Genomic DNA, 22463 nt, shown 5'->3' with positions numbered 1-22463 from the left:
AACCTGTATTTTTTTAATACAGGTTTTTTTATTTGGGAAAATCACATTTTTTTTTAACCTCTTCGTATTCATCCTCAGTAATTGAAATAAAATGTCCCTGATTGTTTTCAGTCAAATCTCTGATATAATTTCTCTCCGGAAGCTGTGTAGCTTCAATTGTGTAAAACAGATATTTTTTACCTATTCGTTTAATCTCTTCAAAGTACTCATAAGAAGATATTTTATAATAAGTATTGTTATTTCCAGTCTTCTTGAATAAAGGAAAATTTACCATTATGATTCAATATTATTTAGCAATAAATTTACCTGTAAAAGGTTATTTTAGGTATAATTTAGTTTATGAGTATTGTTTTTGAAAAAGACAAAAAACAGAATTTAAACTTTGTTCTCTTTATTATCCTGATAGGATTTCTAACTTATTGGAGTTATGCTCCTGTTCTGAATAATAAATTTACAAATTGGGACGATCCTAATTATGTTACTGAGAGTCCATATATAAACCTTATAGAGAGGGGAGATTATAAACCCTATTTTACAGAAAATCATATGGGCAATTACCATCCATTTTCTCTGATTTCTCTGTCATTAGATTATCAATTAGATAAATATAATCCTTTACCCTATCACAGAACAAATCTTATTCTACATATTTTAAATTCTTTTTTGGTATTTCTGTTGATATACAGGTTGCTTGGAAATAGTTATACTGCATTTTTTACTGCATTATTATTTGGAGTTCATCCGATACATGCAGAATCTGTAGCCTGGATAGCCGAAAGAAAAGATGTACTGTTCACTTTCTTCTTCCTTATTTCATTATGGTTTTATGCAGGATTCGCTAAAGACAAGAATTATGTTTATTACGGACTTTCCCTGGTCTTGTTTATTTTTAGTCTGTTGTCAAAGGGAATGGCAGTTTCTCTTGCACCTACTCTGGTTTTGGTAGATTATTTTTATGAAAGGAATATAAAATCAACACGAGTAATTTTAGAGAAGGTTCCATTTTTTCTACTTGCTCTGTTTTTTGGCATTTTAGCTGTTTATGCCCAAAGTTTAGGTCCCGATACAGAAGGGATTCCTGATTATAACTTATTTAAGCGTTTGGTTTTTGCAGGATATGGATGCTCTCAATATGTTCTAAAACTTTTGTGGCCATATGATCTGGTTGCTTTTTATCCATATCCCAGAGCAGAGATACCATTTTACTACTATATTGCTTCTATTGCTGTCACAGTCTTTTTTACATGTCTAGTTATTTTCTTTAGAACTAATAAAATAATAATATTCTCTGTCTTTTTCTTTATACTGAATATTTTACTGGTACTTCAAATTCTTCCTGTAGGTAAGGCTCTTATGGCTGACCGTTATGCATATCTTCCTTCTATTGGATTTTTTCTTTTGCTGGTATTTGCTACTGAAAGAGCTCTGAGTTTCAAGAAGGGATACCTGGTTGCAGGTGGAATATTATCCTTTTATATTCTGTGTCTTGGAGTTTATAATTATAAACAAGTACAAGTTTGGAAAGACAGTGTTTCATTGTGGAACTATGCAATAGACCATATCCCTTCTGATGTGGCTTATAATAACAGAGGTGTTGAGTTTAACAGAAGCGGGGAGTACAACCAGGCGATTGAAGATTTTAACAAAGCACTGGAGTTCAATCCAAGTCACAAGGAAGCTTATAATAATCTTGGTGTAGCCCTTGCAAATCTTGGCAAAAATAAGGAAGCAATATCAGCTTATGATAATGCTTTAAAAATTCAACCGAACTATGTTAATGCACTTTATAACAGAGGAAATTCTTACGCAAAGCTCAACAAAGCAAAAATAGCTTTAAAAGACTATGATCAGGTACTAAAACTTGATCCTAAGTATTTATCTGTTTACAATAACAGGGGACTTGTCCTTAAAAGTCTAGGCAGACTAAACGATGCATTGAATGATTTTGATAAAGCTATCCTTCTTGACCCTTTTAACGCAGATGCTTACAGCAACAGAAGCTTGATTAAATATGCATTGAATGATATAAATGGGGCAATGGAAGACAATCAAAAAGCTATATCCATTAACCCTAATGTGACTGCTTCATACCTTCATAGCGGAATTGCAAAATGCAGGGTTAATGATTTTAAAGGTGCATTGGAAGATTTTGATAAGGCAATTGCTATTAACCCTTCTGATAAAGAAGTTTATCTTAACAGAGGTATCACATATTATCACATTCAGTCTTTAGACTTTGCTCTTAAGGATTACAATAAAGCTATTGAGCTGGATTCTTCATATGGTGAGGCATTATTGAATAGGGGAATATTAAAGGCTAATACAGGAAATATAAATGGTGCATTAAAAGATTATGCTAAAGCAATTGTATTTATTCCCGATAATCCTTTAGTATATGGCAATCGTGCCATCCTTAGATTTGCATCAAATGATTTTAAGGGTGTTATAGAAGACCTAAATAAAGCTATACTTCTTGATTCTGCTTATGCAGATGCTTATTGTAACAGAGGTCTTGCTAAGGCTAATCAGGGAGATAAGGAGGGGGCGATGAAAGATTATAACAAAGCTTTGGAGTTGAATAAATCTTTCGGACTGGCATACAACAACAGAGGTGTGTTACGCTATCAATCAGGAGACAAGAAGGGTGGATGTGAAGACTGGCATGAAGCACTTAAACTTAATTTTGAGGGTAGTAAAGCATTTATTCAGGCATACTGCAAATAGGTGGGAAAATTGGGTTCAAAAGTGAAATCAGTAACTACTTATTTTCTCTTTTATGAATTTAGAAAATAAGTAACGAACTCTAAAATCAATGTTTTGGCTGCTGGTTGAAGTTCTATAGAATTTGTGGCAAGATGAGAGGAGAAATCTGCGAGTAATTCATCTATCCGAAGAAGCTGATCTTTTCTTTCCAGATTTTTGTGAAAAGAAATATATTCAATGAAAAGATTTAATCTTAATACTTCCGTAGATTTTGGAATATCATCTGTATCTGCCTTTAAGTCCAGAAACTTTAATATCGCATCTTCCAGCTCTTGCTGAAAGAATTCATAAGGGGGCATATCGTCCAGAGATGAAGACATATCGTTATCAGGATATTTTATTTCTTTTCAGGTCTGATAATTTCAAATTCAACCCTTCTGTTGATTCTTTTATCTTCATCAGTCTTTTCTTCTATAATTGGCTTCTGGTTTCCGAAACCTAGCGCTTCAATTCGGTCAGGCTCAATTTGCCCTTTGGCAATGATATAGTCTTTGATAGCCTGAGCCCTTTTCTGAGATAATTTCAAATTTAGGTCAGAGTTTCCATCAGAGTCAGTATGGCCGGAAATTCTAAGCTTAAGAGTAGGATTGTCCAGGAGAAAATTTACAACCTTATCAAGATCAGGCCCCATTTCTGTAAGTATTTTGGAACTTCCTCCTTCAAACTCAATAGAGGCAAATTTCCATTTGTTATATTTCAGCCCTGGCGTATGAAGGTTTAAAGTGGTATCGCCATCCAAGTGGAATTTTTGCTCCACTCTAAAGAAATCTTCACCCTGAATCACCAGCAAGTAATCATTGTTATCGATCAGATCAAATTCAAATGATCCATCAGGCCTCATAAACTTTGGTGCTACTTCAATCCCATTTGTCAAATCGATAATAGAAACAATTCCTTTATAAGGATTACCTGTGGTAGTATCAATTAGAGATCCTGAAAATTTAATATTGGCAGTGGGCTGTGCTTCCATCGGAAGAGGAAAGCTGTATAGATCCAGATTCTTGGGGTCTATTACTTCAGTCTTAGCATAAAACAGATCTTTGGACTTTGGGTCAATTGTAAAATAATATTCTTCTCCTTGTCCATTTACAAGCGGACCTATGTTTTTAGGTTCACTCCATCTTCCGTTTTTCTTTACGGATTTATAAATATCCATTGTACGGAAGCTGTAATCTGTAGAATCAAGATCGCCGAAATTCAGCAGCTGACCATTTGAACTAAAATAAAATACATCGTGAGCAGCATGGTAAAAAGGGCTTACCTCGTTGCCTCTGGTATTGAATATTGGTCCCATATTCTGCGCAGGTGCCCAGCCTTTGGGAGTCTTATAGGTATAGTAAATGTCAGAAAGTCCAAATCCACCGATTCTATCAGATGCAAAGTAAAGTGTATCTTCAGTATGTGATAGGGTAGGATGCGAATCCCATGAAACACTGTTCACTTGTGGCCCAAGATTTTCAGGTACTGTCCATGTAGAATCCTTAAAGTAGCTGACATAGATATCACAGCTTCCCATACAGTCTCTACAGTCGTATTTATATTCTTCTACAATGCACCTGCTGAAGAAAAGCGTTTTGCCATCTCTGCTGAGGTAAGCAGAACCTTCATTACAATGAGAATTTATGACATTGGAAAAAGGATAAGATTCATCCCAGAAACCATCATAATTTTTGCTTACATACAATTCTTCATTTTCTCTGAAAGACAATTTTGTGGCACTCAGCTCCTTTTTTCTTTTTGTAAATACAAGTAAATCCTGCTCTGCATGGTAGCTTGGACCATAATCTGGGAATTTATTGTCATTCACAAGCTCTCCCATGTTAAGAAATACACTTTTTGGAGGTCTCAGTGTATCAATGGCTTTTCTATATTCCACAAGATCATAATAATACTGAAGCGGAACATAATATTCCTTTTTGTCAGTATTCAATGTGTCATAATGCAGTAATATTTTTCTGAGTTCTTTACCTCTATGGTGTTTGAGGATGATACGATAAAGGGATTTAGCTTTATGCACACTGCCGAAATGTTCATACAGCTGAGCTAGTTTCCACAGTAATACAGGATTTTGAGAGAAATTATCTATTCCGAAATTGCTTACATAGTTTTCAAGGACAGGAAGTAATGCCGCATAGTTTTTCTGGTCCTCTAGTTTCCGGATCAAAGCCAATTGCTTAGGATCTTGATAGAAGGGGATTTTGTTGAGATTTTTAAATTCAATGGAGAAATTTTCATCAATGGTTTTCAAAGAATCAGGATTTCCCAAAGAAATATCTCTTGTAGTATAATTTTTTTTATTTCTCTGTGCTGTAGCAGTTTGAAAACTAAAAAAAATAAACTGGGTTATGATTATGATTAATAAAATATGAGACCTCATTAAGCGCTTCAAAATAAATTCTGCCTCAGACACTAACGACAAAGTACATGATATATGATATAAAAATCAAGTTTGAAAACGAAATAATTGGCACGAGGGTTGTAAACATTTAATTCTGCATATTATTTTGCGAAAAACTAATAACTTGTGCCATCTTGGCAACAAAATCGTAAAAAGGGAAGGGATAGAAAATGAATAATAAAAAGAAGGAGAGCATATCAATTTTTTTACCTAAGTTTTTAGAAGGTGATACCGGGGAAATGATACCCCTCTTATCTCCTGAGGAAGAAGAGGAACTGAATAAAGAAGGAACACCTGATGAATTACCTATACTACCTGTCAGAAATACAGTATTGTTTCCCGGTGTTGTGATCCCGATTACGGTTGGAAGACAAAAATCGATAAGACTCGTAAAAAAAGCCTACAAAGGTAATAGAATCATTGGTGTTGTAGCTCAGGAAAATGCTACTACTGAAGAACCTCAAATACAAGATCTTTATAAAGTTGGAACTGTTGCGAAAATCCTGAAAATGCTGGTCATGCCAGATGGCAATACTACTATTATCATACAGGGGATGAAGAGGTTTCAGATAGAGGATGTATTTCAGCAAAATCCATTTATTATTGCCAAAGTCAAAATTCTTGAAGAAAACTTTCCTGATATCAAAAAGAAGGAAGTAAAAGCACTTCTTCAGTCACTTAAAGATTCCGCAAACAAAATTTTAAAGCTAAATCCTGAAATTCCTCAGGATGCGCAGATAGCTCTGAATAATATTGAAAGTCCCTCTTTCCTTACTCATTTTCTTTCTTCGAATATCAATACAGAGGTAAAGGAGAAGCAAAATCTGCTGGAGATCAATGATGGTCTGAAAAGAGCAACACTTTTGCTGGAGTACATGATGAAGGAGATACAGATGCTTGAACTGAAGCAGGAAATACAAAGCAAAGTTCACTCTGATATTGATCAGCAGCAAAGAGATTATTATCTGCGTCAGCAAATTAAAGTATTACAGGATGAACTTGGATACGAATCGTCTGATCAGGATATTGAAAACCTGAAAAAGAAGGTAGAAAACAAACAGTGGCCTGAGGCTGTAGCTAAGCATTTCCACAAGGAACTTGAGAAAATTGAGCGCATGAATCCTATGGCGTCCGAATATCCTCTTTCCATGAACTATGTGGAATTTCTTGCAGAACTACCCTGGAGTGAATACAGCAAAGACAATTTCAATCTTAAAAGAGCCAAGAAAATCCTTGATGAGGACCATTTTGGATTAGAAAAGGTAAAGGAAAGGATTATTGAATATCTGGCAGTTCTGAAGTTGAAGAACAACATGAAAGCACCAATCCTTTGCTTATACGGCCCTCCAGGTGTTGGAAAAACTTCTTTAGGGAAGTCCATTGCTAAAGCTTTGAACCGAAAGTATGTCAGAATGTCATTAGGTGGTGTTAAAGATGAGGCAGAAATTCGTGGCCATAGAAAAACTTATGTCGGTGCAATGCCTGGCAGAATTATCTACAATATTAAAAAAGTACAGAGCTCTAACCCTGTATTTATTCTTGATGAAATAGATAAAATCGGTTCGGATTTCAGAGGAGATCCTTCTTCTGCTTTGTTGGAAGTACTTGATCCTGAGCAGAATTCTACATTTGTAGATAATTATCTTGAAGTAGAATATGATCTTTCAAAAATCTTATTTATTGCCACCGCAAATTCTCTTGATACTATTCATCCTGCTCTTCTGGACAGAATGGAAATCATCGAGATCAATGGATATACTCTTGAGGAAAAGGCTCATATTGCCAAAGATTACCTGATTCCGAAGCAGAAAGAGGAGCATGGTCTGAAAGAGGAAGATGTTCAGTTCAGTAAAAAAGCGATAAATAAAATTATAGAAGATTATACCAGGGAGTCTGGGGTCAGAAATCTTAACAGAAAAATAGGTGCAGCAGTAAGAGGTGTGGCGAAGTGTGTTGCAATGGAAGAAAAGTATAATAAGCTGCTGGAACCGGAAGATGTTGTGAAATTGCTAGGACCTGAAGATTTTGAAAGAGAAATTTATCAGGATAATGAATTGGCGGGTATAGTTACCGGGCTTGCATGGACCTCACATGGTGGAGAGATCTTGTTTATCGAGTCCAGCCTGAATAAAGGCAGAGGAAAAGTGATACTGTCAGGCCAATTGGGAGAGGTAATGAAAGAGTCCGCAACTGCAGCTTTGTCGTATCTGAAAGCCAATTCTGAAAAATTCGGTATCAACCATAAAATTTTTGATCATTACGATCTCCATATTCACGTACCCGCAGGAGCAGTTCCAAAAGATGGGCCGTCCGCCGGAATTACTATCTTTACCTCCCTGGCCTCAATATTTACCCAGCGAAAGGTAAAAAGAAATATAGCAATGACTGGTGAAATAACACTGCGAGGGATAGTATTACCTGTCGGCGGTATCAAAGAGAAAATTCTGGCAGCTAAAAGAGCTGGAATTAAGGAAATTGTGCTTTCTACAAAGAACAGAAAAGATATATTGGAAATAAAACCTGAATATATTAAGGATTTGATAATTAATTATGTAGATAATGTAGATCAGGTACTTGAAATCGCTTTGCTTAAAACCAAAGTGAAAAAACCGATAGATCTTTCAATAATTGAGCCACCGCTTCCTGGAGCTGGCAAAATGTCAAAAATTGAAATAAACTAAATTATTGTTCGTTTATGGACAAAATAATTTTTTTAAGTAAATGACAATAAGGTTTACATCGCTCTTTTTATTAGTTTTCGGATTTTCTTTTACTAATGCCAATGCGCAATTAGGCGGAAGAGCATCTTATCAGTTTCTGAATGTCCCTGTAAATGCAAGGGTTGCCGGATTGGGAGGTATCAATATCTCTCAACCTGGTATTGACATCAATCTGATGACTCAAAATCCTGCAACGCTTTCTGATTCACTCAGGAATTATCTTTCTATAAATTATTTACCATACCTTGCTGATATAAAGGCTACTATGGTAAATTATGCATTTAATGCAGGAAAGACCGGAACCTGGGGGGTAGGTATGAGATACTTTGATTACGGTACCTTCAGCGGAGCTGATCTTGCCGGAAATAGTACTGGAGATTTTAAATCAAAAGAGTATGTTTTTACTGTTGCGAAATCTCATACCATTAATCATTTCACATTAGGAGCCTCGTTAAACCTGGCTTTTTCACAAATTGGAACTTATAATTCAGCTGCTCTGCTTACTGATGTGGGAGGTATATTCAAACATCCTGAAAAGGATTGGGCAATAGGACTTGTAATTAAAAATGTAGGTGTGCCTTTGAAAAAATACGTGTCCGGAGAAACTGTTGATTTACCCACAGATGTTCAGTTAGGAACTAGCTTCAAGCCTGAACACATGCCGGTAAGGCTGTCACTGACAGCTCACCACCTTCACAAATGGGATATAGTTTACGATGATCCAAATCAAAAAGGAAAAGTAGATTTGAATGGTAATGTCATTAAGGAGAAGGTTTCTTTTGGAAGTAAATTACTAACTCACTTTGCGGTCGGAGCTGAGTTTTTGATGTCTAAAAATTTTCAATTGAGAGCAGGTTATAACTTTTTACGAAGAAAAGAATTAAAAGAAGAAAGTAAATCTGGAGGAGCCGGACTCTCATTAGGTGGTATGGTCAGGATAAAATATTTTGAATTCGGCTATACCAGATCATTTTATTATATCGGAACAGGTACAAACCATTTTACTCTAACTACAGATTTTAACAGAATATTTAAAAAGAGGATCTGATGATTGATAATAACAGCTATTTAACTCCAAGACAAATTGTAGAGGAGCTTGATAAATATATTATAGGTCAGCACGAAGCGAAGAGGAATGTTGCTATTGCCTTAAGAAACAGATGGAGGCGTATGAATGCCGGACAGGATATGCAAAGGGAAATCGTTCCTAATAATATTCTGATGATTGGTGCAACAGGAGTTGGAAAAACAGAGATAGCCAGAAGATTGGCAAAAGTTGCTGATGCTCCTTTTACTAAAGTGGAGGCTTCGAAATTTACAGAGGTTGGATATGTAGGAAGAGATGTTGAGAGTATGGTAAGAGATCTTGTTGAACAATCTGTAAACATGGTGAAAGCCCGCAAAAAGGAAGATGTTAAGGCTAAGGCAGCACAAATAGTTGAAGATATTATCCTTGATGCTCTAATTCCTCCATTAAAAAAGAGTCCATCCGGAATTTTTACAGGTGAAGTTCCATCTCCGTCTTCTTCTGACGATGACCATGAGCTGAATGAAAGAACAAGAGAGAAGTTCAGGGAGAAAATTAAATCGGGAGAACTAGATGAAAGGAAGATTGAAATAAATGTTTCTTCGAATAGCAATCCTGGGGTAGGCGTAATCGGTGGAGGTATGGATGAAGTTTCCATGATGAATATTCAGGAAATGATTAGTGGCATGATGCCCAAAAAAACCAAGAAGAGGAAAGTGTCTATTGGTGAAGCCAGACAACTATTGCTGGAAGAGGAAGCTGCCAAGCTTATAGATATGGATGAGGTGAAGGAGGAGGCTATTAGAAAGGCAGAAAATACAGGAATCATTTTTATTGATGAAATTGATAAAATAGCTTCAGGTTCCAGAAAAAATGGAGGAGGAGGCCCCGATGTAAGCAGAGAAGGGGTGCAGAGAGATCTGTTACCGATCGTAGAAGGTAGCTCAGTAAATACAAAATATGGGGTAATTCAGACGGATCATATCCTTTTTGTAGCAGCAGGAGCATTTCATATCTCCAAGCCATCAGATTTAATTCCGGAATTACAAGGAAGGTTTCCGATCAGGGTAGAACTGAATAGCCTTACCAAGGAAGACTTTTTTCAGATATTAAAAGCACCTAAAAATGCTTTGACAAAACAGTATCAGGCTATGTTGAATGCAGAGGGAGTAGAGCTTACATTTATGGAAGATGCTCTGGAGAAAATTGCTGAAATAGCTTTCAACGTAAATACTGAAGTGGAAAATATCGGGGCAAGACGGCTTCACACGGTAATGAGCCATCTTTTAAATGAAATAATGTTTGACGTCCCTGAGAAAATTGGCCCAAATGCAAAAATTTTAATTACTAAAGAAATTGTATCTGAAAGGTTGTCAGGATTAGTCAAAAATCAGGATTTAAGTCAGTATATATTATAACAAAAGAAAAAAAGCAAAAAAAAAGGCAGATAAAAATTATCATGCCTTTTTTTATGACTAAATTGTTGGTAAACTCGTAACTCAAACAGTATTAGGATTTTTGTGCATGTTTTATAAGACGGGTTGCAGATTTTTATGACGATTTTTCAAGGCGATATAAACAGGAATACAGTAATTTTAAGGTTATTTCTTCTATCCGGAACTAGCCTTGCTTTTGCATTTTTTATTTTTACCAATAGCTATGAAGACTCGTTTTACAGCTATTTAATATTTACAGCACTTATAATTGCTCTTGTAGTTATTAATTTATTGTCCCTAAGAGTATTTACTCAAAGCAGGAAGGATGTTATCAATAAGGTCAATGCTGACAATATGGTAACTCTGCTTGACAATATTTCTGACATTTGTTGCATATGCGATAAAGATTTCAGGTTTATTTATTGGAATAAGGCTGCTGAGGAAATCTCCGGGTATAAATTTGAAGAAATTGCAGGCAAAAGATTCGATGATCTTTTTAAATCAGCATCCACTCCGGAAAGAGATAAACTGATCGGCCAAATGATTATGGAGAAAAGAAAGTCTCTGACTTTTTCTTATGAAGCCTTTATGAAAGGTATTCTCAATCAGTTTGAAATAACCGTTTTCCCTTCAGGTGATAATTATATTTACCTGGTGCGGAATATTACCGATAAATTATTAATAGAACAGCAGAATAACAGAACAAACAAAATTCTGGAAGCAACTTCTGATCTTGTAGCAATGGTTAATGTGCAAGGGCAGAATGTTTATATGAATAATGCCGGAGTGAGGCTGCTGGATGAAAAAAATGATGATAGTAATGTCAGAAGGAGTTTAGTAGAAATGCATCCTCCGGATGTTTATAAATATTTGATTACAGAGGCCATTCCATATGCACTCAAACATGGCACCTGGCAAGGAGAAACCAGGTTTATTACATCTGAAGGAAAAACTATTCCTGTATCTCAGGTAATTATTGCTCATCTTGATTCTCAGGGGCATCTTGAATATATATCTACCATAGCCAGAGATATTTCCAAGGAAAAACAAGCTGAAGAAGAACTAAAGAAAATTAATTTTGAACTGGATCATTTTGTCTACAGAGCTTCACACGATCTAAGAGCTCCTTTAACTTCCATTCGAGGATTGGTAGAAATTTCTTTGGAAGAAAGGGACACACAAAAACTCAAGCAATACATGTCTTTTGTGGGAGATTCGGCTAAAAAGCTGGATAACTATATCATTAACCTCCTTTCAATTTCAAGAAATGATCGTCTTGAAATGGAGCAACGGCCAATTGATTTTTCCATACTCATACAAGAAACCATCGAAGAACTGAGATTCCTGAAAAATGCAGACAGGATAAATATTTCCTGGGATATTTCATGCGAAGGGCAATTCTGCTCAGATCTCATCAGGTTAAAAATTATTTTCAAAAATATCATTTCCAATGCCATAAAGTACCAGCGTGTCAATATAACTAATTCATTTCTTTCAATAAATATCAGCGGTGATCCTCAATTGATACGAGCCGTTTTTACTGATAATGGAATTGGAATCCAGGAAGATTCAAAGGAAAGGATTTTTGACATGTTTTACAGGGGAACTGAGTTGTCAGATGGTTCAGGTCTCGGCCTTTATATTGTTAAAAGTGTCATTGAAAAGTTAAAAGGACGGATACAATTACATTCCAAAATTTCTGAAGGTACCACAACTATAATTGAGATTCCTGGTTATTCCATGAAAAAGGATACCGATCAGGAACTATGAAATATTATATAATAACAGGAACCAGTAAAGGATTAGGAAAAGCAATTGCAGAGCGTATATTATCCGATCCAGGCAATTTTGTGATAGGAATTTCCCGTACTGTCTCTATTCACCACGATAATTACGAGCACCTGTTTATCAACCTTTCTGAAGTTGATTCACTCCATAAATTTTATAATAGTATTTTCCCAAATTTCAGAAATCCATCAAAGATATGTTTGATTAATAATGCGGGTAATATTGGTGAAATTACCTATCTGGGAAAGCAACATGATCGAAAGATCATCGAAGGTTATAACTGTAATGTTATAGCGCCAGCTTTGCTCATGAATGAATTTGTTAACAGGTATAGAAATAATGATGCTTCAAAACTTATTTTAAATATAAGCTCCGGTGCTGCGAAAAAACCTGTAGATGGCTGGTCTGTTTATTGCAGTTCAAAAGCAGCTCTTGATATGCAGACTGCTGTAGCAGCAAACGAAGCTAAATTTTCTCATAGCAATTTCAGATTTTTCTCTCTTGCTCCAGGAATACTAGATACACCTATGCAGACAGAAATTAGAAAAGTTTCTCCGGAAGATTTTAGTCGGGTGGAGGAGTTTATTAACTATAAAAAGGAGCATATGCTGGTATCGCCAGAAAAGGTTGCTGAGAAAATATGGCGGCTGCTCGAAAATGAAAGTGATTACAAAGGAGTGGTAATGTCAGTTAATGAAGTTTAAGAGAGTCGAACAAGACTCTCATTTTTACAGGAAGCTCATGCTGGTTTTGTAATTACTGACTGTGACCTTTAGTAATCAAAATACCTGCTACTTTAGCAGAGTCAGACAAAGTTTCAACATCTATATTTTTCCTTGCCGTTGCAGGTAAAGAGGTGGAATCAATTAGAAAGGTTATACCTAGTCGCTCAAGTCCAAAGGCAGGACCGTCTTCCGTATTTCCTGCCCAGTCAATATAGTGATAGCTTTTTATTTCACCTACCTTGGAACCTATTCCCAATCCTGATCTTGTCTTGTATCTTTTGTCGTATACTTTAATTCTCCATATTTTGCATGAGTCCGTGCATATAGGGTCAATTCTCAGATATCTTGAGGTATCTCTGCTGGTTTTAATAAAATAGGCTTCAAATTTTTGTCCCTCGGATGTAAAAGCAGATTTTTTTACCTGGGATTTATCATAATAACTGAAAATATTTCCAATGGGCATATCAATGGTCAAATTTCCAACCCGCTCTTTAGAAATGGCATATTCGTCCGGAACTTCAATATTCCCCTTTTCATTATAATTTGTTGTTTCAGAACCTGTAGATGTTTTTTTAGAACTTTCACAAGAGAAAAGGTAAGAAACTACAACCAGCAACGCTATCCTTTGATGAATATAAGAAGATGAAAAAGACATTTGACCTTTTAAATTGATTTCAGAAGGAAAACTGATATCAATCTAAAAGGTTTTTAGAGTTTTACTGGCCAAATAAATCAGTAGAAAGATATCTATCGCCGCGGTCACAGATGATGCAGACGATAACTCCTTTATCCAATTCAGAAGCAAGTTTTATTGATGCTGCCATAGCACCTCCGCTGCTCATTCCGCCAAAAATTGCTTCTTCTTTACTAAGTCTTCTGGCTGTATTGGTGGCATCCTCCTGGGAAACATCAATTATTCTGTCTATCCTTGAAGGGTCAAATATTTTAGGAAGATATTCCTTAGGCCATCTCCTGATGCCCGGTATTTGTGAACCATCCAAAGGCTGAACACCTACAATTTGAATGGATTTATTTTTTTCTTTTAGAAATTTAGAGGTTCCCATAATTGTCCCGGTCGTTCCCATTGAAGATACAAAATGAGTTATCTTTTCATCTGTATCTTTCCAGATTTCAGGTCCTGTGCCATAGTAGTGGGCCATATAATTGTCGGGATTGGCAAACTGGTTAAGCATAAAATACCCTCCGCCTGCAACCTTCTCATGCGCAAGGTCAATAGCTCCTTCCATTGATTTCTCTGAAGGAGTAAGGATTACCTTTGCTCCGAAAGCTTCCATGGTAAGTACTCTTTCCCTGGTTGCATTAGAAGGCATGATGATTTCAATTTCCAGTCCGAATAAACGTGCAATCATAGCGAGAGCAATTCCGGTATTTCCACTGGTTGCTTCTACAAGCTTCATTCCCGGTTTTAATTCACCTCGGGAAAGGGCGCCTTTAATCATTCCGTAGGCTGCTCTGTCTTTTACACTTCCTCCAGGATTGTGTCCTTCCAGCTTAGCAAAAATTTTTACAGCTTTGTTCGGGTTAATATTTTTTATTTCGACAAGTGGTGTATTTCCTACAAAGTCAAGAAGTGATGCCATTGATATAATACTTTATAATCTTTTAATCTATAATATTTTGAATATCAGTATCCGGGAAGTCCTTTGATGTCTTCAAGTTTACCGATTTCAATCTGAGCTTTGTGATATACTGTGGAAAATGGAGGTACGGATTTGGTCAGCCACACATTTCCTCCAACAATACTGTGATGACCAATGATAGTATCGGCGCCAAGGATGGTTGCTCCGGCATAGATTACCACGTGGTCTTCTATTGTTGGATGCCTTTTTTTGCTTGCCATACTTTTGTTAACGCTAAGTGCTCCAAGGGTTACCCCTTGATATATTTTAACATGGCTGCCGATTATGGAAGTTTCACCGATAACAATTCCTGTCCCATGATCTATGCAAAAATGCGAACCGATTTCAGCTCCGGGGTGAATATCAATACCTGTCTTTGAGTGAGCAAATTCAGTTATAATTCTTGCCAAAACCGGAATTGACATCTTAAAAAGTACGTTGGCCATTCTGTACATGGCGATGGCATAAAAACCAGGATAAGCTTTTATAACCTCATAAGCACTGGTAGCAGCAGGGTCTCCAACAACAATTGCCTCAACATCTGATTTTAACTTGTCATATATGCCAGGAAGGTAATCCAGAAATCCATTGGTAATTACTTCAGCTTTTTTAGGTAGATACCTTTGCATCGATTGAAAAGTAGATAAAAGTTGAAGTTTTAATTCTTTATATCTTGCTTCAACCTCTTCGATGTTTCCATATTGTTTCTCAGATAATTCCGGAAACATCAGCTTTAAATATTCGTTCAGAATTTCATATATGCTTTCAGGCTGGGGATTAGGTTTCGCCAGTTTGTAAGAAAGAAATACTTTGTTAATAAATTCGCTTTTCATCTTGCTTAACAAATTTCAAAATCGCTTACCTACGTAAGAGTCTATCCCTTATTTTTTACATAAAGAATTATAAAGTATATGTAATTTTAACATTTTTATTCTTTAGTGTGGTTCGCGATGCAAATTAAGCAAAATGTGGTAACTTTTATTTTTTCACCCAAAGAGAGTCTGTGAAATATTTATTAGCATCATAAAAGTTTTGAATTCTAGCGAATCCTGTAAGATCAGCCAGATCTTCTATTTCTTTTTCTGAATATTTTTTTGATACTTCTGTCTGTATACTTTCCCAGGCTTTGAAACCAATAGTAAGATCAAGCGCCTTTAATCTGACACTTTGGTTTATTCTACTCACTAAAAAGCTTTTGCATTCTCCTGTAGCTGGGTCGTAATAAGGAAAATGAATAAAATTTTCTGTTTTAAAATCACCTGCAAACTCTTTGTTGATTCTATGCAGTAAGTTGAAATTGAACTTAGCAGTAATACCTTCAGAATCATCATAAGCTTTTAAAATCAGTCTTGGGTCTTTTTTAAGGTCAAAACCTGTGAGAACGAGATCTCCTGGTGCTAAGCACTTGCTGAGTTCTGCAAAGAAGTTAAAGCTTTCATCCTGACTGAAATTGCCTATGTTACCTCCCATAAATAACACTACTTTTCTTTTTCCCTCAAATCTTTGTAATTCTGACATAGCGCCGAAATAATCATTGCAAAGAGGTTTTAGTATCAGATCAGGAAACTCTTTGTTTAGCTCTGAAGATAATAATCTGAGTATATTTTCTGAAATATCTACAGGGATGTATTGAAAGGCGGCTTTTTTATCCATTAGAGATTTAAGGAGTACCCTGGTCTTAAGGCCATCACCAGCACCTAATTCGATAAGATCAAAAGGTTTATTGTAATGAATAAAATAATCCAGAAGATCTTCACTGATATTTTGCAGAATTTGAAACTCAGCTCTTGTAAGATAATACTCATCAAGGTTCATTATTTTTTGAAATAAGGCATCTCCTTTATCATCATATAAATATCTTGAAGGAAGATATTTTGGACTGCTGCTTAGCCCTTTAATCAGGTCTTCCGCAAAGTTCTCCTGGTTGGTAGTTTTCACGATATCTGAAATGTCCATTACAATTTTATGATATATAATCTGCCAATCTTATTCCTGTATACTGCCACCTTTTTTCTGTCTGAAAAAAATTCCTGTAGGTGGGACGGATATGTGATAAAGGAGTTGCGCAAGAACCTCCTCTGAGTACCATCTGGTTTATCATAAATTTACCATTGTATTCGCCAAGGGCTCCAGGTTCTTTTTGATAATATGGATAAGGGAGGTAAGCACTGTTTGTCCATTCCCAGCAATCTCCGAATAACTGAAGACTGTTTTCACTTTCCCTTGGTTTTGGCTCAAAAGCCTGGCTTTCCATAAAATTATTATTACTACTCGGATTAGGAGTGTAAAGCAAACATGCGCTTTCCCATTCCTGTTCAGTAAGCAATCTTTTATTCTTCCATTTGGCATAAGCTTCAGCTTCATAAAAGCTGATATGGGTAACCGGACTATTTTTGTCAATTTTTGTAAGCCCTTCGGTAAGTGTGTAATAAAACCAGTTATTATCTATCTTATGCCAATATAACGGTGATTCTATCTGACTCTGTTTGATCCAGTCCCATCCTTCTGAAAGCCAGAAGTTGAAATTTTGATAGCCTTTGTCTTCAATGAAAGCAAGGTATTCTCCATTCGTTACAAGCCGGTTAAGAAATCGAAAGGGGTGAAGATATACTTTATGCTTAGCTCTTTCATTGTCGTAAGAAAAATAATCTGTATCAGATGTTCCTATCTCATAAAGGCCTTCTTCTACTTCCAGGTATTCCTCGACAGATTTATGGCCGTTACCTGAACTAAGAGGTATTTGTTTTTGAGGAAATAAAGGAGGATATAAAGGGTTATGTCCCAATATGTATTTGATATCTGTAAGCAACAGTTCTTGATGCTGTTGTTCATGATTTATCCCAATGGTGATCAGTTTTGAAAGTTCTCCCGATGGAAATGGGATAGAATCTAATAGCATAATAATAGCTTCATCGACCACATTTCTATATTGATATATTTCTTCCACCGAAGGTCTTGTCATGTTACCTCTGTCCCCCCTGAATACTCGGTTTCCAAGGCTTTCATAATAACTGTTAAAAAAATAGGCAAATGATGGATTGTATTCTTTATAATTATCTGCATAACCCATCAAAATAAAGTATTCAAAGAACCATGTAGTATGACCAAGATGCCATTTGGGAGGACTGACATCCAAGATTGGCTGCGCAACATAATCTTCAGTTTTAAGGTATTTACAAAGTGTCAAAGTTGAATTTCTGGTATTCAGATATTTCTCTTTAAGTACCTCCTTAGTCGGTGATACTATATTTTTTTCCAAAATGGAATTTTTCCCCTTCATATTTATAATTAAACCAGCTTATATTCCTCTTTGTTAAAGAGCGCTGCAATACTTTCGAAGTAAAGAATTATAACTTAGCAGGGAATGTTATTTTAATAAAGTAACTATGAATAAAAGAAAGTACCATCTTTAAAGTATGGATGATCTAATATCTAGGGAAGCAGTGTCTTTTTTATCTGATAAGGAAGAAGGAAAGAGGCTTTTAAAACCTATGGTTGATAAGGATTTAAAATAAATGGAGATTTTAATAAATTATAATTTGTGAATTTTAAAGTTATGGCTGCGAATGTATGTGGTAGGGAAAAGACAGCACGATGGATTTTTGGAATTATATTATTTGTTGCGGGAATCATTGTTGCTGGTACTGCTGGATGGATAATGGGAATAGGAGGAGTGATATTGATTTTAACAGCAATGTTCTCATATTGCCCGGTAAATGCTATGTTTCACAGAAACACTTGTATGGTACGAAGTCCTGGAAACAGGGATATTAATGATTTATAAAAAAGAAGTGGTTATTCACCACTTCTTTTTTTAATTTTTGATTCTTTTGAAGTATTTTTTACAAGTTTCGCATCTCTGGGTGCCGGCGCGGATGTTGCCCGGGCAATAGGGATTTCAAATTCCAGAGTGGTGAGTAAAACCTGCTCAATGGGTTTTTGAGGAAGTCCCTCAATTCTACTTATTTCTTTTCCATCCTGTTCAATGATATAAGTAGGTATCTGCGCAATCTGATAATTTTTTTCTAACTCTTCCGGACTTTTTAGATTTCCATCTACAAGATAAATCTGAATCTGGTCTTCTGTAAATCCTGCCATATCTGCTGTTTTATATAATTTTGCCAAGGCCTCCTGAGTCTTATCTTGCCATATACTTCCGAAAAAAACTACTTTTATTCCGGAAGGTAACTGTTGAAGTGAAGCAATTTCATTTTCAAGAGGAATATATCTATTGTAAACTTTTTGAAACCATCTGGAATCTTCAAGATAATAAACATCAACAGTACCAATCATTCTGTTTTCTGAAGACCCCTGATTACTAACACAAGATAAACACACGCTAATTAAACATAATAGTAAAATCTGTCTCAAACTTTTCATACCAACAATTGAATATTGCACTTCTGATACAATTGTAACAGCTTGTTTTGATTTCTTGTTAAATAAAAAAGCCGGCTCTCAGTCCGGCTGTGGGTTTTAGAAGAAGTATGTTTGAAGTTATCTGTTCTTTTCAATTAATTCATAATTATAAACGAAGGTGTCTAATTCTTCCTGATCAACAATATTACCTGTTGTAATAATTTCCTGCTCTGTATCTAATAAATCAGGAAGGCCATCTGGCAAAATAAAATCTTCATAGTTATTTCTCTCGTCCTGAAGATAAAGGTGCGGTAAGTCTGGATATTCAGGGTCGTCAATGATGTCTATTAAATAGAAATGTCCTGTTCTGATTACTTCAAAAGTAGTATCGCCTGATTTTTCTTTAATTCCTTCTGTTTGTATAAGATACTCATAATCTCCAGATACATTCCAGAAGTATTTTTCATTTTTTATGACCGAATTGATCAGTAATAAAAGCCTTCCTTCCACGCTTTTGAGCAATTCAAAATTTCCCTGATTTAGCACTTTACCTCTCATAATATAGCCCTCCTTTTCTATTACTACCTTAACAGAATAAAAAAAATTATAGTTTTGTATCTGTAATCACTCAAGAATAATTAGAATTATGGCACTTTCATTTGAAAATATCAGAGTAGGGAAGAAATACATCTTGAAAAATTATGGTGAAAAAGCATTATTTCAGGTTTTAGAGAAAACTGCTGATAATGACTTTCGGGTAAAAGACCTTCAAACCCTTGAAAGTTATATGATATCTGATCTTATCAGGTATGGAAAAGGTAAGGATTATGATTTTTATGAACTTGAAAAATAGTAAATCAGTAGATTTGTCAATAACTTAAAGAGGGCTTTGACATGTACCTTAAGCTTCTCTTTGTAGTAAACAATCAATTATTTTATGCGGTTTAATAAAGGAAGGGAGAAAGCTGTTATGAGGAATTTAATCATCATGTTAGCGATGTTGGGATTGTTATCTTGTAAAGATTTTACAATTGCGGGGAGTGCAGACCATTTTGGTACTGGAACCATAAATGAACCTGGGACAGCTGTGAATCCACAACCTGGAAGGGATCTCTACGAAGAAATTAACAGAGAGAATTACGATAATGTTAATGCTGAAAATATAGTAGATTCATTGCAACAAGGGTCGTAAATTTGAAAATTGATGCTACTTTTTTTTACTTATAGTTAAATCCATTCATTCATACATAAGAAATATGTCATTCAGATCTTTTATTGTTACGGCCATTGTGCTTGCTCTAACTGTTATTTCTACAATGGCCTTTAAAATAAGGCAAAAAAAGGATTCAGAAAAGCCTGAATTGATTTATGTAGGTGATGCCATGTGTTCCTGGTGTTACGGCTTTTCACCGGAAATAACTGCGACAAAAGAACACTTTAAGAATAAACTTGAATTTAAACTTTTAAACGGTGGATTGAGGCCTTATACAAAGGAACCAATGGATGCGGAGATGAAGAGGTTCCTGAAAAAGCACTGGAAGGAGGTTTCAAAGGTAAGTGGACAGCCTTTTGCTTATAATATTCTGGCTGATTCCAGCAGCTTTATTTATGATACTGAACCTGCAGCAAGAGCAATAGCAACGGTTCGTAAATTAAAGCCAGGTTCCGAATTTGAATTCTTTAAAAAGGTTCAAAATTCATTTTATGTGAAGAATAGAAATACTTCAGATATTAATACTTATTTGGAACTACTTCCGGAGTTTGGTATCGATAAGGATTTGTTTAGAGAAACCTTCAACTCTCAACAAATGAAACAGGCAATTGCAGCTGAGTTTAAACAGATTGAGGTACTTGGAGTGACTGGATTTCCCGCAGTATTATTAAAAGTAAATGGTCAGTATATAATGATCAGTAGTGGATATTCGAAAAGTGGAGAAGTGATCAATGAAATTGATAAAGTTTTAGCAAAAAAATAAGGGAGTAAAACTCCCTTTATAGCGTATCTTCATCAGTTGTTGTCTCTTTAATCAAAGCATTCAGTCCTTTCTGCTGCCAGTCGGCTTTATTCCAGCCTTTTTCAATAGCGTTCAGTCTCGACTTTTTCCCTGGATGAGTAGGGAATTCTTTCTCTCTGCATAATTCGTTTACTGCTGCCTGAGCTTCTTTCAGAGATGCACCCATTTTTCTTAATATAAATCCTGAAAATTCATCGCATTCCAATTCGACCTTGTGATTGCTTCCTCCTCTTACCAATGTATGTCCGTTAAGATGATGTCCTATTTCATGAGCAAGAATGCTAATGGCAGCCCAATTGGTGCGTACAGAATTGTTTATTGAAGAAATAAAACTAGGATTGTATAATATGTACCTTTTGTCCTTCTGAATAATAGCGGTAGCATTAGGTACGTTCGCCTGTTTTATTTCAAAGTTGGCTTTTAATCCTATTACGTTAAGTATTGCTTTAATAACCGTTCTGGTATCTTTATCTGAATTTATACCTGTTTTAAAGATAGATTCAATACTTGTATTTTCGACAGTATTTCCAGGTGAGTTAGCATACGAACTAAAGATCGCTGCAGCACAGAATAGCAGTGTTAAAAGAGAGAGACGGATATTGTTTTTCATGTTTCTTAAACAAAGTTCGAGGATGAAATCGTTCAGGTGGTTTTTAAGTTATTTAGAATATTTGAATGATAAAACTAACTAGTTTATATAAGGAAAATAACAGTAATGCAAAAAGGCATATTAATGCAAGCATAATTGTCCATACAATACCATTACCGTTTCCTTGGTGCTTGCCTTCATAATAATGTTCTTTCAGTAATTCGATATTTCTTTTATTTGCCTTAAATCCGAAATCAAACAAAGTACCTACAAATGGAATACTACCAATCATTGCATCCAGCAATACGTTAAGGCTCATGACGATAACTACTTTTCTGCTGGCTCCATATCTCGTCATATAAAGCATCAGAATGGCAGATATAACAAAACCTGCAAAATCGCCTATTCCGGGAATGAGCCCTATTAAAGGATCCCAGCCAAATCTTAGTTTGGTTCCAGGTATTCTGAATTTACTATCAAGAAAGTTTGATATTTTTTCTACCCAGATAAGATTGGGAACTTCCGCTACATTTGGATTTTGAATCATTTATTGAATTAATAATTTTTTAATAGGCAGGTAATCATTGAATTATTCTATAGCCTTAGTTTTGGATTAATTTTAATTAATCAAACTATCTATGTCTCTTCTTTTATCATTACCCGACCCTCGTTCAGGAAACATAAAAAAAAATATATGGATAAAGTTCATTTTGTCCTGGGTTGTATTATTCCTCACTTTTCTTTTTTGCTGGGAAATGCTAATTTTTTATACTCTTAAACCTTGTACCATTATGCTGGGATGCATTTCGTTTGGATTGGTTTATTATTTTAAGGGAAGAGGATCAATTTTCTATATCGCTTTAGCGTCTGGCATTTTCGCAATTTTCGGATATTTAGTTGCAATGTATACCTATTGCTCAGTAGTGATACCTTTAGATTTCTATGCAATTAATTTTTATATTTTATTTGTACAAGAGCATTTTTCATCAATAGAATATTGCCT

General features: G+C 35.4%; 22 protein-coding genes. 10 read left to right on the top strand and 12 right to left on the bottom strand.

The annotated features are described in order from the left end of the window. Positions 1 to 28: 28 nt before the first annotated feature. A complete protein-coding gene (locus MYP_RS12225; RefSeq protein ID WP_045463586.1) occupies positions 29 to 274 on the bottom strand; it encodes a hypothetical protein in 246 nt (81 codons plus the stop codon). Between the two features lie 65 nt (positions 275 to 339). Between MYP_RS12225 and MYP_RS25025 the strand changes: the two genes are divergently transcribed. After that, positions 340 to 2724 (top strand): tetratricopeptide repeat protein, encoded by a 2385-nt coding sequence (locus MYP_RS25025; protein WP_052430141.1) that lies wholly within the window; start codon positions 340 to 342, stop codon positions 2722 to 2724. A 50-nt stretch (positions 2725 to 2774) separates the two neighbouring features. Here MYP_RS25025 and MYP_RS12215 read toward each other — a convergent pair whose 3' ends face one another. Further along, complete coding sequence (locus MYP_RS12215; RefSeq protein WP_156140530.1) at positions 2775 to 3083, bottom strand: hypothetical protein; 309 nt, start codon at positions 3081 to 3083, stop codon at positions 2775 to 2777. A 17-nt stretch (positions 3084 to 3100) separates the two neighbouring features. After that, a complete protein-coding gene (locus tag MYP_RS12210) occupies positions 3101 to 5140 on the bottom strand; it encodes an OmpA family protein (RefSeq protein WP_081990499.1) in 2040 nt (679 codons plus the stop codon). A 191-nt stretch (positions 5141 to 5331) separates the two neighbouring features. On the opposite strand from MYP_RS12210, the gene lon reads away from it, so the two are divergent. The 5 genes from lon to MYP_RS12185 all read left to right on the top strand — a co-directional run bounded on the left by lon (position 5332) and on the right by MYP_RS12185 (position 12836). Continuing rightward, complete coding sequence (gene lon / locus MYP_RS12205) at positions 5332 to 7842, top strand: endopeptidase La (protein ID WP_045463582.1); 2511 nt, start codon at positions 5332 to 5334, stop codon at positions 7840 to 7842. 40 nt (positions 7843 to 7882) lie between these two features. After that, entirely contained in the window at positions 7883 to 8929 is a 1047-nt protein-coding gene (gene porQ, locus MYP_RS12200) for a type IX secretion system protein PorQ (protein ID WP_045463580.1), read from the top strand. After that, complete coding sequence (gene hslU / locus MYP_RS12195; RefSeq protein ID WP_045463578.1) at positions 8929 to 10326, top strand: ATP-dependent protease ATPase subunit HslU; 1398 nt, start codon at positions 8929 to 8931, stop codon at positions 10324 to 10326. Before porQ ends, hslU begins: the two co-directional genes overlap by 1 nt. A gap of 135 nt (positions 10327 to 10461) precedes the next feature. Then, positions 10462 to 12114 carry a PAS domain-containing sensor histidine kinase gene (locus MYP_RS25020; protein ID WP_052430139.1) on the top strand — a complete coding sequence of 551 codons (1653 nt, stop codon included), beginning with the start codon at positions 10462 to 10464 and terminating at the stop codon, positions 12112 to 12114. Beyond that, on the top strand, positions 12111 to 12836 hold the full coding sequence (locus MYP_RS12185) for an SDR family NAD(P)-dependent oxidoreductase (protein WP_045463576.1): 726 nt from the start codon (positions 12111 to 12113) through the stop codon (positions 12834 to 12836). The genes MYP_RS25020 and MYP_RS12185 overlap by 4 nt, the downstream gene beginning before the upstream one ends. Before the next feature lie 52 nt (positions 12837 to 12888). On the opposite strand, the gene MYP_RS12180 is transcribed toward MYP_RS12185, so the two are convergent. The 5 genes from MYP_RS12180 to egtB all read right to left on the bottom strand — a co-directional run bounded on the left by MYP_RS12180 (position 12889) and on the right by egtB (position 17756). Then, on the bottom strand, positions 12889 to 13512 hold the full coding sequence (locus MYP_RS12180) for a hypothetical protein (protein WP_045463574.1): 624 nt from the start codon (positions 13510 to 13512) through the stop codon (positions 12889 to 12891). Positions 13513 to 13573: 61 nt separating this feature from the next. After that, on the bottom strand, positions 13574 to 14458 hold the full coding sequence (gene cysM, locus MYP_RS12175; protein WP_045463572.1) for a cysteine synthase CysM: 885 nt from the start codon (positions 14456 to 14458) through the stop codon (positions 13574 to 13576). A gap of 44 nt (positions 14459 to 14502) precedes the next feature. Then, positions 14503 to 15330, bottom strand: a complete 828-nt coding sequence (gene epsC, locus MYP_RS12170) for a serine O-acetyltransferase EpsC (protein ID WP_045463570.1) — start codon at positions 15328 to 15330, stop codon at positions 14503 to 14505. A gap of 145 nt (positions 15331 to 15475) precedes the next feature. Further along, entirely contained in the window at positions 15476 to 16453 is a 978-nt protein-coding gene (gene egtD, locus MYP_RS12165) for an L-histidine N(alpha)-methyltransferase (RefSeq protein WP_045463567.1), read from the bottom strand. Between the two features lie 7 nt (positions 16454 to 16460). Further along, entirely contained in the window at positions 16461 to 17756 is a 1296-nt protein-coding gene (gene egtB / locus MYP_RS12160) for an ergothioneine biosynthesis protein EgtB (RefSeq protein ID WP_231570036.1), read from the bottom strand. 282 nt (positions 17757 to 18038) lie between these two features. On the opposite strand from egtB, the gene MYP_RS12155 reads away from it, so the two are divergent. Further along, positions 18039 to 18281 carry a YgaP family membrane protein gene (locus MYP_RS12155; protein ID WP_156140528.1) on the top strand — a complete coding sequence of 81 codons (243 nt, stop codon included), beginning with the start codon at positions 18039 to 18041 and terminating at the stop codon, positions 18279 to 18281. A gap of 11 nt (positions 18282 to 18292) precedes the next feature. Here the strand turns inward: MYP_RS12155 and MYP_RS12150 are convergent, their stop codons facing one another. Both MYP_RS12150 and MYP_RS12145 read right to left on the bottom strand, forming a co-directional pair. Further along, complete coding sequence (locus tag MYP_RS12150; RefSeq protein WP_045463561.1) at positions 18293 to 18790, bottom strand: hypothetical protein; 498 nt, start codon at positions 18788 to 18790, stop codon at positions 18293 to 18295. A 204-nt stretch (positions 18791 to 18994) separates the two neighbouring features. Next, on the bottom strand, positions 18995 to 19414 hold the full coding sequence (locus tag MYP_RS12145) for a hypothetical protein (RefSeq protein ID WP_045463559.1): 420 nt from the start codon (positions 19412 to 19414) through the stop codon (positions 18995 to 18997). 88 nt (positions 19415 to 19502) lie between these two features. On the opposite strand from MYP_RS12145, the gene MYP_RS12140 reads away from it, so the two are divergent. The 3 genes from MYP_RS12140 to MYP_RS12130 all read left to right on the top strand — a co-directional run bounded on the left by MYP_RS12140 (position 19503) and on the right by MYP_RS12130 (position 20832). Continuing rightward, the gene (locus MYP_RS12140; protein WP_045463555.1) at positions 19503 to 19709 is read left to right on the top strand and encodes a hypothetical protein; all 207 of its coding nucleotides are present in this window, start codon (positions 19503 to 19505) and stop codon (positions 19707 to 19709) included. An 84-nt stretch (positions 19710 to 19793) separates the two neighbouring features. Beyond that, complete coding sequence (locus tag MYP_RS12135) at positions 19794 to 20048, top strand: hypothetical protein (protein WP_045463553.1); 255 nt, start codon at positions 19794 to 19796, stop codon at positions 20046 to 20048. 64 nt (positions 20049 to 20112) lie between these two features. Beyond that, positions 20113 to 20832, top strand: a complete 720-nt coding sequence (locus tag MYP_RS12130; protein ID WP_052430138.1) for a DsbA family protein — start codon at positions 20113 to 20115, stop codon at positions 20830 to 20832. Between the two features lie 16 nt (positions 20833 to 20848). Here the strand turns inward: MYP_RS12130 and MYP_RS12125 are convergent, their stop codons facing one another. Beyond that, the gene (locus tag MYP_RS12125) at positions 20849 to 21481 is read right to left on the bottom strand and encodes a hypothetical protein (protein ID WP_052430137.1); all 633 of its coding nucleotides are present in this window, start codon (positions 21479 to 21481) and stop codon (positions 20849 to 20851) included. A gap of 52 nt (positions 21482 to 21533) precedes the next feature. After that, the gene (locus tag MYP_RS12120) at positions 21534 to 22007 is read right to left on the bottom strand and encodes a DUF4112 domain-containing protein (protein WP_045463551.1); all 474 of its coding nucleotides are present in this window, start codon (positions 22005 to 22007) and stop codon (positions 21534 to 21536) included. Positions 22008 to 22463: the final 456 nt, after the last annotated feature.

It is taken from the genome of Sporocytophaga myxococcoides (assembly GCF_000775915.1).
GTDB lineage: Bacteria > Bacteroidota > Bacteroidia > Cytophagales > Cytophagaceae > Sporocytophaga > Sporocytophaga myxococcoides_A.
The sequence above is the reverse complement of the archived record's forward strand: the minus strand, read 5'-3'. Positions and strand labels throughout refer to the sequence as shown.

Excerpts from the sequence above, each read along its gene's own strand:
- cysM (WP_045463572.1), bottom strand. The coding sequence starts at position 14,458 with ATGGCATCACTTCTTGACTTTGTAGGAAATACACCACTTGTCGAAATA.
- MYP_RS12145 (WP_045463559.1), bottom strand. The coding sequence starts at position 19,414 with ATGAGAGGTAAAGTGCTAAATCAGGGAAATTTTGAATTGCTCAAAAGC.
- porQ (WP_045463580.1), top strand. The coding sequence starts at position 7,883 with ATGACAATAAGGTTTACATCGCTCTTTTTATTAGTTTTCGGATTTTCT.
- MYP_RS12135 (WP_045463553.1), top strand. The coding sequence starts at position 19,794 with ATGCGGTTTAATAAAGGAAGGGAGAAAGCTGTTATGAGGAATTTAATC.
- MYP_RS12210 (WP_081990499.1), bottom strand. The coding sequence starts at position 5,140 with ATGAGGTCTCATATTTTATTAATCATAATCATAACCCAGTTTATTTTT.
- MYP_RS12140 (WP_045463555.1), top strand. The coding sequence starts at position 19,503 with ATGGCACTTTCATTTGAAAATATCAGAGTAGGGAAGAAATACATCTTG.
- egtD (WP_045463567.1), bottom strand. The coding sequence starts at position 16,453 with ATGGACATTTCAGATATCGTGAAAACTACCAACCAGGAGAACTTTGCG.
- MYP_RS12150 (WP_045463561.1), bottom strand. The coding sequence starts at position 18,790 with ATGATTGGTACTGTTGATGTTTATTATCTTGAAGATTCCAGATGGTTT.
- epsC (WP_045463570.1), bottom strand. The coding sequence starts at position 15,330 with ATGAAAAGCGAATTTATTAACAAAGTATTTCTTTCTTACAAACTGGCG.
- MYP_RS12180 (WP_045463574.1), bottom strand. The coding sequence starts at position 13,512 with ATGTCTTTTTCATCTTCTTATATTCATCAAAGGATAGCGTTGCTGGTT.
- lon (WP_045463582.1), top strand. The coding sequence starts at position 5,332 with ATGAATAATAAAAAGAAGGAGAGCATATCAATTTTTTTACCTAAGTTT.
- MYP_RS12215 (WP_156140530.1), bottom strand. The coding sequence starts at position 3,083 with ATGTCTTCATCTCTGGACGATATGCCCCCTTATGAATTCTTTCAGCAA.
- hslU (WP_045463578.1), top strand. The coding sequence starts at position 8,929 with ATGATTGATAATAACAGCTATTTAACTCCAAGACAAATTGTAGAGGAG.
- MYP_RS25025 (WP_052430141.1), top strand. The coding sequence starts at position 340 with ATGAGTATTGTTTTTGAAAAAGACAAAAAACAGAATTTAAACTTTGTT.
- MYP_RS12225 (WP_045463586.1), bottom strand. The coding sequence starts at position 274 with ATGGTAAATTTTCCTTTATTCAAGAAGACTGGAAATAACAATACTTAT.
- MYP_RS12125 (WP_052430137.1), bottom strand. The coding sequence starts at position 21,481 with ATGAAAAACAATATCCGTCTCTCTCTTTTAACACTGCTATTCTGTGCT.
- MYP_RS12130 (WP_052430138.1), top strand. The coding sequence starts at position 20,113 with ATGTCATTCAGATCTTTTATTGTTACGGCCATTGTGCTTGCTCTAACT.
- MYP_RS25020 (WP_052430139.1), top strand. The coding sequence starts at position 10,462 with ATGACGATTTTTCAAGGCGATATAAACAGGAATACAGTAATTTTAAGG.
- MYP_RS12185 (WP_045463576.1), top strand. The coding sequence starts at position 12,111 with ATGAAATATTATATAATAACAGGAACCAGTAAAGGATTAGGAAAAGCA.
- MYP_RS12120 (WP_045463551.1), bottom strand. The coding sequence starts at position 22,007 with ATGATTCAAAATCCAAATGTAGCGGAAGTTCCCAATCTTATCTGGGTA.